A 12,116-nucleotide genomic window follows, 5' to 3' on the forward strand; every position below is an offset into this window, starting at 1 on the left:
CCCATAACGCCTTGACGATGAGCCGGATGGACCGGCTCTATGGCGTAACGATGATCGAGCAGGGGGTCAGTCGTCTAGTGTCGGTGGACCTGGGAAGTGCGGAACGAATCTTAGCGGCTGAATAAACGCTATTGCGAACTATAGCATGAACCGTCATTCGGCTGCCACCCGAGCCTCGTGCCGTGCGCGTGTGGCTCCGTTCCGCTGCTCGGCGAGTGCCTCCGCTCGCTCGCGGATGCGGGTCAGGTCGCGGACGAACAAAGCGCGTTCTTCGTGCCGCCGCGCCTCCTCGGGGATGCGCAGCAGATAGCTCGGGTGGACCGTCACCCAGCATTCGCTACCGTCGGCAAGTGCCAGCGGCGCGTCGCGCTCGCGCGAGATGGTTAGCGTCTTGCCGGTCAGCGAGCGCGCCGCCGTTGCGCCAAGTGCGATGGTTAGAGCCGGCTGGATCAGCCCGCGCTCTTGCTCTTGCCACCAGCGGCAGGCATCGATTTCGCCGGTGTCGGGCCGCGAATGGATGCGTTTTTTGCCGCGGAGCACGAACTTGAAATGCTTGACCGCGTTGGTGACATAGGTTGCCCGCCGGTCGATCCCGGCCTGTTCGAGCGCGGCATCGAACAATTGTCCGGCTGGCCCGACGAACGGCCGCCCGGCGAGATCCTCCTGATCGCCCGGCTGCTCGCCGACGAACAGGATGCGCGCATCGAGCGGTCCTTCGCCGAATACCGTTTGCGTAGCGCATCGGGACAAGTCGCAGCGCGTGCAGGCCGCCGCCTCGTCGCGCAGCGCCGCCCACCTCGCCCCGATATTGCTCTCAGGCTGGGGCATCGCGGCGCTGCGCGCGATCATCGCCGCCTCGCGCCCCTGGGCTCCGGCAATCAACCCCGCGACCAGCGCCGTCTCGGGCATGTTCTTCCAGTATTTTTTCGGCATTTCCTTAGTCATCGCCTTGATCTTGACCCGCGCCGGATTGAAGATCGATGCGTAATAGGTTTTCCACGTCTCCTCGACCGGGTCGCCGTCCGGGGCATCGCGGCGGGTCGCGCCGGGGCTCTCGGTCAGTGCTTCGCCGTCCCAGTGAATGCACAGCTCGGGCGTCAGGATCGACCAGCACATCGTCGTGAAGCGCCGCACGAAGAAGCCGGCGGTGTGGCGGACGATGTGATGGTCAGGCTCGAACCAGGCGACGAACCGCGTGCTGACTTCCTCCTCGGCGACCTCGCGAAAGCGGACGAAGGCGTGCATCTTGTGGACGTCGCGCCGCACCTCCTTGGCCAACCGCTCGATCCGGTCGAGCAATGGGTCGGTGCGGTCCTCCATCGCACTCTTGTTGGCGCGCAGTTTGAGCAGCATCGCATAGAGCAGCGCGAACCGCTCGGGGTCCGAATGGCAGATCGCCGATCGAGCGACATCGACGAAGCTGCGCGGCACGGCGAAGCTCGGCCCCAGTGGCGGCGGCGCGCCCGCGTCGCCGAAGAGATCGGGTTCGTCACCCGTCACGTCCCAGATGATCGCGGAAGCAGGCACCCCCGCTTCGGCCAGCCCCCGCGCCGCCTCACGCCAGCCGTCGAAATCGTCGGGGGCCGCGAGCAGCACGCGATGCGCGCCGATCATCGGCCCCTCGGCGAGCATTAGCCAATCTTCTCGTTGATCTTCTCGTCGCATCCGGCCTCGGCCCGTTCGATTTCCTCGGGCTTCTTGGCGTTGTAGGCGGCGAGCAGCTCGACCGATTTGTCCTTGCCGAGGTCCTTCAGCGCATCGGGAAAGATGGTCTTTTCCTCTTCGTCGATATGCTCGAGATAGGTTTCCTTGAGCGACTTGAATTTCGCCAGCCAGCCGGGCGAGGACATGTCCGTCTCGCTCACTTCCTTGATCGCGTCCTCGATCTCGTGGTGGTCCTTGGCGGCGTGCTGGGCATAGGCGCGCATTTTGCTCTCGCCGATCAGTGCGTGATAGAGGGTCAGTTCCTCGGTCGCAGCATGTGCGATAGCGTCGGTCTTATATTCCTCGAAAAATGCCTTGCGCTCGTCGCTGGTACCACTGGTCTGCTCGATCGCCGCAATCAGCTTGCGATGCTTGTCATGGTCCTGCTTCAGTCGCTCGAAGATAGTGGTCGCGGCCATCGTGCTGACTCCAATGTTTCGCAGTCCCAACGACCAACGCCGCGCTTGGTTCACGCGGCAAACAATTCCATTTGTTTCGGCTTGGGCGTGACCAAAGCTTTCAAGTCGGCGCGGTCGATCAACAGCGTCGGGCGCCAGTCGCCAGTGATGATGAACGGTCGCATCTTGGCAATCGACACGGTCAGGCGATCGACGTCGTCGAGCATGATCGTCCGCCATCGCCGCGACGAAAGGATGCGCCCGACCGCCTTGGTGCCCAGCCCGGGGACGCGGAGCAACTCCTCCTTCGGTGCGCGGTTGAGATCGACCGGAAAGCGTTCGCGAAATTTGAGCGCCCAGGCGAGTTTGGGGTCGATGTCGAGCGGCAGCATCCCGTCCGCGCCGGTCGCCTCGCCGACCTCGCCCGGCGTGAAGCCATAAAAGCGCATCAGCCAATCGGATTGATACAGGCGGTGTTCGCGCATCAACGGCGGACGCGTGAGCGGCAACACCGCGCTCGCGGAAGGGATCGGCGAGAAAGCGGAATAATAGACCCGCCGCAGTCCGAACCGATCATACAGCTGGCTCGCCCGACCGACGATGGCGCGATCGTCTGCGGCGTCGGCGCCGATGATCATCTGCGTCGACTGGCCGGCGGGGGCGAAGCGCGGCGCGGACTTGAACCGCTTGGACGAATCGCGCGCCTCGACGATCGACGATTTCATCCCGGCCATCGCCCCCTCGATCCGCGCCTCCGATTTCTCGGGCGCAAGCCGTTCGAGCCCGGCACGGGTCGGCAATTCGACGTTGATCGATACGCGGTCAGCGTGGAGCCCGGCCAGCCGGACCAGTTCTGGATCGGCGTCGGGAATTGTCTTGAGATGGATATAGCCGCGAAAGTCATGATCCTCGCGCAGGCTACGCGCAACCTCGACCAGCTGTTCCATCGTGTAGTTGGACGATCCGATGATGCCCGACGAGAGGAATAGTCCCTCGATATAATTGCGCTTGTAAAAAGCCAGGGTCAGGCCAACCACTTCCTGGGCCGTGAACCGCGCACGGCGGACATTCGAGCTCTTGCGGTTGATGCAATAATGGCAGTCGAAGATGCAGCTGTTGGTGAGCAAAATCTTGAGTAGCGAAATGCACCGACCGTCGGGGGCGTAGGCGTGGCAAATACCCATACCCTCGGTTGAGCCGATGCCTTTGCCGCCACGACTGTCGCGTTTCGACGTGCCCGATGAGGCGCATGATGCATCATATTTCGCCGCATCGGCGAGAATCGCAAGCTTGGAACGAGTATCGAGTTGCGCCATTTGTTCTGCTTACGTTCCTTGGCTACGCGAGTCCAGCGAACACAATGATTTTCCGCGCTAATTCCATTTGCGACGGCGAGAGGCGGCTTCTAGGTTCGGCCGCATGAAGCATTTGTCAGTATGCGGCGCGACGCCGCTCTTCGCCGGCCTTCTCTTCACCACCGCCATAAGCGCGCTCGCTCAAGTTCCAGCGAGGGTCACGCCGATGACGCCCGATGTCGTGGCGAATTACGACCAGGTCCTGCCATCCGCCGACTTCATCCGGCGCGAGGCGATGGTGCCGATGCGCGACGGTACCAAACTCTACGCCGTCACGGTGATGAAGAAAGGCACGACCAACGGTCCGATCCTGCTGTCGCGGACGCCCTACGATGCGCACGAATCGACCCACCGCGTCGCCAGCCAACGGATCGTTGACATTCTCGAGGCGATGGACGCCGAGTTCGCCACCGACGGCTATATCTGCGTCTACCAGGATATTCGCGGGCTCCATAAGTCCGATGGCCAGTACATCATGAACCGGCCGCTCGCCGGGCCGCTCAACGCCACCGGCATCGACGAATCGACCGACGCCTATGACACGATCGACTGGCTGGTGAAGAACACGCCCGAGAGCAATGGCAAGGTCGGCGTCATCGGTTCGTCCTACCTCGGTTTCACTACGCTCATGGCCGAGATCAACCCGCACCCGGCGCTCAAGGCGGCGGTGCCGGAAAGTCCGATGGTCGACGGCTGGATGGGCGACGACTGGTTCCACAATGGCGCGTTCCGCGTCAGTTCGCTCGACTATGCGGTCGGCCAGGCGACCAACAAGGCCGAGGGCGGCGGCGAGTTTGCGCTGGGCAGCGAGGACGCCTATGACCGCTACCTCGACGCCGGATCGATCGGCGATTTTGCCGCCAAGCTGCGCATCACCCACTATCCCGGCGTGCAGAAATTCCTGCAGAACCCAGCTTATACGCCATTCTGGTCGGGCCAGGCGGTCGACAAATGGCTCGCTGCCCACCCGCTGACCGTGCCGACGATGCTCGAGGTCGGGCAGTGGGACCAAGAGGACAGCTATGGCGCCCCTGCCGCCTATCGCGCGCTGGAGCCCAAGGACAAGAATAACGACAAGGTCCATCTCGTCATCGGACCATGGCGGCATTCGGGGGCGAACCACGCCGGCTATGACCTCGGCGCGCTGACCTTTACCGGCGACACGGCCCGCGAATGGCGGACGCAGACGATGAAGCCGTGGCTCGACCACCTCCTCAAGGGCGCGCCCGATCCGCACACGCCGCCGGTGCTGACCTATGCCACCGGGATCAACACATGGGAGGTCTCGCCGCGCTGGCCGATGGGCAGCATGAAGCCGCTCTATCTCGCCGCTAACGGGGTTGTCGGCTTCGAACGTCCGGTGGCGGCGGGGCATGACGATTATGTCTCGGACCCGGCCCACCCGGTGCCGTTCATTCCGCGCCCGATCAACCTCGACGATGCGACCCAATGGAAGCCGTGGCTGGTTCGCGACCAGCGCTTCGTCTCAGGCCGCCCCGACGTCGCCGAGTGGAAGAGCGCGCCGCTCGACCAGCCGGTCCACATCATGGGCGCGCCCGAGGTCGACCTTTATGCCGGGACGAGCGGAACCGACAGCGATTGGGTGGTCAAGTTGATCGACGTCTATCCCAATGACGTGCCGGAGGACGCGACGCAGGGTGGAAAGGCGTCGATGGCGGGCTATCAGCTACCGATCGGCATCGAGATTTTCCGCGGGCGCTACGTCGACAGCTTTGCCAAACCTCGCGCGTTGCGGGTGAGTAAGGTCGAGCATTATCGCTGGACGCTGCCCAACGTCGACCACGTCTTCCTCCCCGGCCACCGGCTGATGATCCAGGTCCAGTCGAGCCTATTTCCGCTCTACGACCGCAATCCGCAGACGTTCGTGCCGAACATCTTCTTCGCCAAGGCAGGCGATTATCGGAAGGCGACGCAACGCATCTGGCGCGGCGGTACGACCGCGAGCGCAGTGATGCTGCCGGTGGTGCCCTAGTCAGGCTAGAGCCATGTAGGCCGGCGCAAGCGTGCCGCGAGGCATTGTGCCTTCTAGGAAACATGATGCGTATTATCCTCGCACTGAGCGCGATCGCCCTTTCGGTGACTGGCGCTTCGGCCAAGCCGTTCGTCGGTGCCGAACTGGCATCGCAGGCGAAAGTCAGCCTGGCGGCCGCGCGCAAGACGGCGCTCGCCGTTCGTCCCGGCACGATCACCGACCAGGAGCTGGAGAAGGAGAGCGGCGGCACCGGACTGCGTTACTCGTTTGACATCAAGTCACACGGCAAGACGTTCGAAGTCGGCGTCGACGGCCGCACCGGCAAGGTGCTTGAGAACAAGGCCGAGGGTCCCCACCCTGACTAACTTTCGTCAGGCGGGTTGGGTGCCAACGGGATGGCGCCCGGCCCGTTGCGGCAGGACCAGGATCAGGGCGACGATGACGACCAGCAGCACCATCGAGGCCAGCGGGCGGCTGAACTCCAGCCCGCCCTTCGCGACCGGCTTGTCGAGGAAATCGCCGACCGTGGCCCCGAGCGGGCGGGTGAGAATAAACGCTGCCCAGAACAGCCCGACGCGACTGATCGCGGTCGAATAATAGAGGGCGACCAGCACGGCGAGCGCCGCCCCGAAGATCAGCGCCCCCCCGGCATAACCCGGCCCCGAATCCGCCACCCAGTCACCGAGTGCTGTGCCGAGCGTTTGCGAGAAGGTGATCGTCAGCCAGTAAAAAGCCTCGGCCGGCGGGGTGGTGACGCTCTCGACGCGGACCGTTCCTAACGTTCGGTACCAGACGAACAGCGACGCCAGCACGCATGCGAGCAGCAGGGTCGATCCGCCGGGATAGCCGATGCCGAGCGACCGGGTGCAAAAGTCGGCGAGGGTCGTACCCGCAGTCGTCGAAGCGACGATTGTCGCCCAGTAGAGAAACGGGTGAAACCGCCGCGCACGAATCTGCAGCCACACGAGCACGGCCAGGATCGCGCCGAAGATTGCCGTCCCGACGAGATAACCGCTAAGCCAACTGTGCGGCGCATTGGGCGTGGTTTCGCCCAACCAGGTCATGCTGACCGTATCGCCCGCCGTCTCGCCCAGAGTGGTGGCAAGGATTTTGACGATCCAGAAGCTCAGCGTGACTGCCGGGACCTTGCTCAACGTATCGCGGTCCATGCTGATCATCCGATTAGCCAGTGGCCGAGCAGCCGGTTGAACGGGAAGGTGAAAACGTCCGCAATCTGCAACGCTGTGATGGAGTGAAATCCATCCGTCGTGCGAGCCAAAGTATCGTTGCTCACCGAGTAACGGCAGCCTCTATCTGGACGGCGCGGTGTTGGCGGTCGTCGTGTCGCTCCGCTCACGCGCCGCATTGTTAATCTCCTGCAATGCGCAGCCGGTGTAGCCAGCGGGGCCGACGGCCGAGCAACTCATCGGCCCGATTGAGCCCTGGTTGGAGAAGGCTTTAGCGCGATTGACCCAGCTGTTGCGGGTCTGCGGCGGGCCGCTCGGCCGCAATTTGGGCGGGATGCGAAAGCGCTCGCCTTCGGGGCGGCGGCTGCACACCACGATCTGGTCATCGGCCGAGCGCGGGCAGGGGTCGGTGCCATAAACGATGATCTCGGCATTGCGCGTCGCCTGGGCCAGCGCGGGGGCCGGGACAATAGCGACGCCCGCCCCGAGCGCGGCGATCAGCGCGCTGCCTGCGGTCAGGCGGTGGAGAAACTGGGTCATCGTCATCGTCCTTTCGAACAGGGTCAACGGCCGGGCCGCCACCGGGTTGCTCAGATTCGCTTCGACAGTGTGATCGCCGCCCGGCATCCGGCACGGATCACCGCCGTCAGCAGCGGGTAGCCGGCCGCGTCGGCGGCGCCGTTTGCGCGCGCGGTGTCGCGATGCTCGAGCTCCTCGGCCTGGAAATCGGCGATGTCGGCGGTGAAGGCGGGGTCGGTGTCGCCCAGCTCGGCGAGCTGCTCGGCATAATGGCGCTCAATCTCGGTTTCGACCGCTTCGGTGCAGGCCATCGCCGCTTGCTCCGACATCAGCGCGGTTGCTGCCCCCAGCGCGAAGCCGGCGACGTTCCACAGCGGTTGCAGCAGCGTCGGACGCACGCGCCGCTCGGCCATCAGTGCGTTGAAGCGGTCGAGGTGTCGCTGCTCCTGCGCCGCCATCCGCGCTACCAGGTGCGACGCGGGCGTGCCGCGGCCGAGGACGGCGAGCTGCCCGGCGTAGATGCGCGTCGCGCCATATTCGCCGGCCTGGTTGACGCGCAGCATCGACGCGGTGTCCGGCCGGCGATCACCGGGAGTCCAGTGGTCGGTCATGTTGTGCGCTTTCTGTAGAGCATGAGCGCGATCGCGCTTCCCCCGGACAGCGAAATGATCGCGTTCCACGCCGCCAGCGACAGGCCGACGAAGCGCCACTGGACCTGGTCGCACTGGATCAGCGGGACCTTCATGATTTGCTCGAGTACATTCGCGGCGCTGCCCCCCGCACCCGTCGCCGCGCAGGCTGTGAGGCCCTTGAACACATGCGCCTCGACCCCGGCATGATAGACGCCGATTCCGCCGGAAATGGCGATCGCTACCGCTGCCAGCGCGGTCAGGATGCGGGCGGGGGGGCTGTCGGCGGCGAAGGCGAACGCCAGCCCGGCGATGACGATTGCGGCGGCGTGCGGGTAGCGTTGCCACCAGCACATTTCGCACGGCCACAGCCCGCCTACATATTGGGAGAAGAGCGCGCCTCCCAGCAGCCCAACCGGCACCAGCAGCGCGAGCAAGCGCGCCGTTCCGTTCGACGACAATCCGCTCGCGGAGCGGGAGATGGCGATCGTCTCGTTCATCGGCCTAGCGCGCCGCGACCTTGGGCTTGGGCGGTGCCGGCGGGGCGAGCCGCTTGAGCGTCTTGAGCGCATAGTCCAGCTGGTAATCCTTGACCCCCGCGAGCTTCAATCCCTCGGCGGTCGAAGTGAAGCGCGGGTCGGGCGTGGTGTCGCTTTGCAATAGCGCATCGTCGACTTTCGCCTGGCCAAGTAAATGCTTGCGCAGGTCCGCTTCGCGCAGCCGCGGCCGGTCCTTGTAGTCGGGATCGCTCAGCTGCGGCACCAGCACGTCGGGATCGATCCCGCCGGCCTGCACCGACCGGCCCGACGGCGTGTAATAGCGCGCCGTGGTCAGGCGCAGCACCGAGGCGTCACTCATCGGCATCACCGTCTGGACGCTGCCTTTGCCGAAGCTCTTTTCGCCCATCACCAGCGCGCGGCGCTGGTCCTGCAGCGCGCCGGCGACAATCTCCGCCGCCGAGGCCGTGCCGGCATCGGTCAGCACGATCACCGGCAGGCCATGCGCCAGGTCGCCCGGGTGGGCATAGAAGCGCTCGATATCGGTCTTCTCGCGCCCGCGCTCGGACACGATCTCGCCGCGGTCGAGGAAGGCGTCACTGACCGCCACCGCCTGGTCGAGCAGCCCGCCGGGGTTGGAGCGCAAGTCGACGACATAGCCGAGCGGGCGGCCTCCGGTCATCTTGTCGATCGACACCAGCGCGTTTTCAGTCGCCGCCCCGGTCTGGGCCGAGAAGCCGTTAATATTGATGATGCCGATGCCGTCGCGGACTTCATATTTGACCGGCTTGAGCTCGATCTTCTCGCGGATCAGGGTGACGTCGAACGGCTTGTCGCGGCCCGGGCGGACGATCGTCAGCTTGCACTTGGTGCCGGGCTGCCCGCGCATCTTCTCGACTGCCTCGTCGAGCGTCGAGCCGTATAGCAATAGCCCATCGACATGAGTGATATAGTCGCCCGATTTCAGACCCGCGCGGTCGGCTGGTGTGTCCTCGGTCGGGGTGATGATCTTGACCGCCCCGTCCTCGGCCGCGACGCTCAGGCCCAGCCCGCCGTAATTGCCCTCGGTCGTCGCCTTGGTCTGCTGGAAGTCGGCACCCTCGGCATAGGCCGAATGCGGGTCGAGCGCGGCCAGCATGCCGTCGATCGCGCCCTTGACCAGCACATGGTCGTCGACCTTGTCGACATATTGCGAGCGGACCCGCTGATAGACGTCCATGAACGTCTCCAGTTCCTTGTAGTTGACCGCATCGGCGGCGGCGAGCCCGCTGGTCGCGGTCGGCACGAACGCGAGCGCACCGACGACGGCGAGAGGAGGAAGGAGCTTGGCAAGACGCATCGAACGACCTTTGGCGGTTGGGCGGGCACGCCCCGGAACATCGCTGGCGAGATTAGCCGCCTTTGGGACGATTGGACAGTATCGCAGATGAAGCAGCGATGAAGGCCGGTGAAACATTCGTGCCACCCCTGGATAATTCGACCTGCAGCGGGCCGAGCGTGCGACCGAGCGGTTCGCCCTTGCGGACCGCGCTGCCTTTGGGAAGGTCGGTCGCGACATTGACCAACAGGCTCATCCAGCCGCCGCCATGGTCGATGATTACCACGCCGTCGGCGCGGCGATAGGGCCCGGCGAAGACGATACTGCCGTCTGCAGGGATGAGGAGGGCGGCCCCACGCCCGGTCCTCAGCGTCAGCCCGCGTGAGCGCACGCCATTGGCATCGACGGACCCGAGCCCGGCGACGACCGGCGCGTCGATCGGCAGTTGGTAGGCGAACGGCGAGCGCGGGGCCTGTCCATCGGACGCGTTCGGGCGGGGCGGGAGCGAACCGAGTAGCGCCAGGTCGCGCGCGGCGGCCTGGCCGACACGGCGGCGAGCGGCTTCGTCGTCGAGACTGGCAAGCGCCTCGCCACCAACCAATGTCGTGTCGCCTGCCCCAAAAGCCTGTCCGCCGAACGTCGCCTGGCGCGAGAGGGCGCGACGTTCGAGTTCGGCGAAGCGGGCGCGCTGCCCGTCGAGGACGACACGTTGTCCAGCAAGGGTGTCGCGGGCGGCGGCGGCGGCTTGCTCCGCCCGGCTGGCGGTGGCAAGTTCGCGCGCCAGCCCGGCTGTACGGGCGCGGATCACCGGCATGGTCGTATCGAGGAGCGCGCGGACGCGGACGAATTCCTCGGTCGAATCCCCGGCCATCGCGAGTAGCGGCGGACGACGACCCATCTCGACCAGCCCGGCGAGCAGCCCAGCCACTGGGGCCTGGCGCTCGGCGAGATGCTGGCGTTGGGCCGCAAACGCGTTGCGGGCGAGCTCCAGTTCGGCTTCCGACACCGCAATCCGCGCCTCGGCGGCAGCGATGGCGGCGGCGGCGGCACGCCGCTCGGCAGCGAATTTCTGGGCTTCGTTGCCCGCGCTGGCAGCAGCGGCGGTCAGCTTCTGCTCCTCAGCGCTGGCCCGGGCGACATCTGCACGGGCGGCCGCAAGTTCGGCATCGGGCGACGGCGCGACCTCGTCGGCGGCCAGCACCGGGACGGCGGCGAGGAGGACGAGGAGGAGCGGCCAACGCATGAGCCTATCCTTCGCGATGATAGGGGTGGTTCGCAAGGATCGATGTTGCCCTGAACAATTGTTCGGCGAGCATCGCGCGGACCAGCAGGTGCGGCCAGGTCGCCGGGCCGAACGACAGTAGCAGTTCTGCGCCATCTCGGCCCGCCTCGCCATGGCCATCGGCCGCGCCGATCAGGAAGCGCGCCTCGCGCTTGCCGCCGTCGCGCCACGCCTCAAGCGTGCGGGCCAGTGCGGTCGACGACATTGCCTCGCCGCGTTCATCGAGCACGATGGTCACGCTGTTCGTCAGGAGCGGCGGCACCGTCCCGCCACGATCTGGCAATTCGGTCAATTTCGTCGGCCAAGCAATGCGCTTCAAGTAACGCTCGACCAACTCGGCCTCGCTCGACCGCCCGATCTTGCCGCGTGCGACGATGTGCAAAATCACCGAGTTAAGCGGCGCCGGCCTTGGCGTCCTGTTCGTCGCCGAAGGCCCACATCCGCTCCAGATTGTAGAAGCTGCGCACTTCAGGACGGAACAGGTGAACGATCACGTCGTCGGCGTCGATCAGCACCCAGTCGGCGACCGGCAATCCCTCGATCCGGGCGACCTTGCCGAACTCTTCCTTGATCTTGGCGGCGAGTTTGGTCGCCATCGACGCGACCTGGCGCGACGATCGGCCCGAGGCGATCACCATATGGTCGGCGATGCTCGACTTGCCGGCGAGCGGGATCGAGATGGTCTCGACCGCTTGGTCATCATCGAGGCTTTTCATGATCAGCGCGTGGAGCGCATCGACGTCGGCCGGGGCTGCGGTCCGCTTGGGACGGGCAGCGGCGACGGGAAGGGGGTCGGTCAAATTGTCTCCTGTGAAGGCGTCGCGGTGAAGCGGCGATGCCAGTCGGGGTCGAGCGCGCGAAGGCGTGTGGCGGAGGTCGGATCGGGGGGCAGGCGAAGCAGGCTAATCGCCGGTGCGCTCCAGTTCGTCCACCTCCGTGCCGTGGCGGCGGGGTGGCCGAACCACCGCAACCAGCCCATCGCGCGAGCCGCGCGGGCGGGACCGTCATACCCGGGACGCGACATGATCGCAATCGGCAGCGTCGCGGCCAACCGTCGCCAATCCTTCCACTGATGGAATTGGGCCACAGTATCGGCCCCCATCAACCAGATGAAGCGGTCGGCCGGGTAGCGGGCGATGATCGCGCCGACGGTGTCGACGGTGTAGCGTGTGCCGAGCCGCCGCTCGATGTCGCTGACCCGGATGCGCGAGCGCCGCGCCATCGCCCGGGCGGA

The 12,116-nt window shown here is 65.6% G+C and carries 13 protein-coding genes and 1 pseudogene; 2 read left to right on the forward strand and 12 right to left on the reverse strand.

Translation table 11 applies throughout. The features are described from left to right. Positions 1-153: 153 nt before the first annotated feature. From RMN84_RS01725 to RMN84_RS01735, 3 genes are read right to left on the reverse strand one after another with little or no spacing between them, the layout of a single operon-like run. On the reverse strand, positions 154-1,632 hold the full coding sequence (locus RMN84_RS01725) for a UdgX family uracil-DNA binding protein (RefSeq protein ID WP_309610483.1): 1,479 nt from the start codon (positions 1,630-1,632) through the stop codon (positions 154-156). Next, the gene (locus RMN84_RS01730) at positions 1,632-2,123 is read right to left on the reverse strand and encodes a hemerythrin domain-containing protein (RefSeq protein WP_309610484.1); all 492 of its coding nucleotides are present in this window, start codon (positions 2,121-2,123) and stop codon (positions 1,632-1,634) included. The genes RMN84_RS01725 and RMN84_RS01730 overlap by 1 nt, the downstream gene beginning before the upstream one ends. A 50-nt stretch (positions 2,124-2,173) precedes the next feature. Next, the gene (locus RMN84_RS01735) at positions 2,174-3,418 is read right to left on the reverse strand and encodes a putative DNA modification/repair radical SAM protein (RefSeq protein WP_309610485.1); all 1,245 of its coding nucleotides are present in this window, start codon (positions 3,416-3,418) and stop codon (positions 2,174-2,176) included. A gap of 103 nt (positions 3,419-3,521) precedes the next feature. Between RMN84_RS01735 and RMN84_RS01740 the strand changes: the two genes are divergently transcribed. Both RMN84_RS01740 and RMN84_RS01745 read left to right on the forward strand, forming a co-directional pair. Continuing rightward, the gene (locus RMN84_RS01740; RefSeq protein WP_405051417.1) at positions 3,522-5,450 is read left to right on the forward strand and encodes a CocE/NonD family hydrolase; all 1,929 of its coding nucleotides are present in this window, start codon (positions 3,522-3,524) and stop codon (positions 5,448-5,450) included. A gap of 65 nt (positions 5,451-5,515) precedes the next feature. Continuing rightward, complete coding sequence (locus RMN84_RS01745) at positions 5,516-5,815, forward strand: PepSY domain-containing protein (protein WP_309610486.1); 300 nt, start codon at positions 5,516-5,518, stop codon at positions 5,813-5,815. A gap of 6 nt (positions 5,816-5,821) precedes the next feature. Here RMN84_RS01745 and RMN84_RS01750 read toward each other — a convergent pair whose 3' ends face one another. From RMN84_RS01750 to RMN84_RS01790, 9 genes and pseudogenes are all read right to left on the reverse strand, one after another. Beyond that, positions 5,822-6,628, reverse strand: a complete 807-nt coding sequence (locus tag RMN84_RS01750; RefSeq protein ID WP_309610487.1) for a hypothetical protein — start codon at positions 6,626-6,628, stop codon at positions 5,822-5,824. A 132-nt stretch (positions 6,629-6,760) separates the two neighbouring features. Beyond that, positions 6,761-7,177 carry a hypothetical protein gene (locus RMN84_RS01755; RefSeq protein WP_309610488.1) on the reverse strand — a complete coding sequence of 139 codons (417 nt, stop codon included), beginning with the start codon at positions 7,175-7,177 and terminating at the stop codon, positions 6,761-6,763. A 50-nt stretch (positions 7,178-7,227) separates the two neighbouring features. Further along, positions 7,228-7,767 carry a demethoxyubiquinone hydroxylase family protein gene (locus RMN84_RS01760; RefSeq protein ID WP_309610489.1) on the reverse strand — a complete coding sequence of 180 codons (540 nt, stop codon included), beginning with the start codon at positions 7,765-7,767 and terminating at the stop codon, positions 7,228-7,230. After that, a complete protein-coding gene (locus RMN84_RS01765; protein WP_309610490.1) occupies positions 7,764-8,285 on the reverse strand; it encodes a disulfide bond formation protein B in 522 nt (173 codons plus the stop codon). Before RMN84_RS01765 ends, RMN84_RS01760 begins: the two co-directional genes overlap by 4 nt. Positions 8,286-8,289: 4 nt before the next feature. Further along, positions 8,290-9,621 (reverse strand): S41 family peptidase, encoded by a 1,332-nt coding sequence (locus RMN84_RS01770; protein WP_309610491.1) that lies wholly within the window; start codon positions 9,619-9,621, stop codon positions 8,290-8,292. 52 nt (positions 9,622-9,673) lie between these two features. Beyond that, complete coding sequence (locus tag RMN84_RS01775) at positions 9,674-10,843, reverse strand: peptidoglycan DD-metalloendopeptidase family protein (RefSeq protein ID WP_309610492.1); 1,170 nt, start codon at positions 10,841-10,843, stop codon at positions 9,674-9,676. 4 nt (positions 10,844-10,847) lie between these two features. After that, complete coding sequence (locus RMN84_RS01780; RefSeq protein ID WP_309610493.1) at positions 10,848-11,270, reverse strand: 23S rRNA (pseudouridine(1915)-N(3))-methyltransferase RlmH; 423 nt, start codon at positions 11,268-11,270, stop codon at positions 10,848-10,850. Between the two features lie 4 nt (positions 11,271-11,274). After that, entirely contained in the window at positions 11,275-11,598 is a 324-nt protein-coding gene (gene rsfS, locus RMN84_RS01785; protein ID WP_309610495.1) for a ribosome silencing factor, read from the reverse strand. Positions 11,599-11,678: 80 nt separating this feature from the next. Then, positions 11,679-12,116 (reverse strand): annotated as a pseudogene (locus RMN84_RS01790) (nicotinic acid mononucleotide adenylyltransferase); the annotation flags it as partial.

The organism is Sphingomonas sp., from assembly GCF_031380695.1.
In the GTDB taxonomy this organism is placed as follows: domain Bacteria; phylum Pseudomonadota; class Alphaproteobacteria; order Sphingomonadales; family Sphingomonadaceae; genus Sphingomicrobium.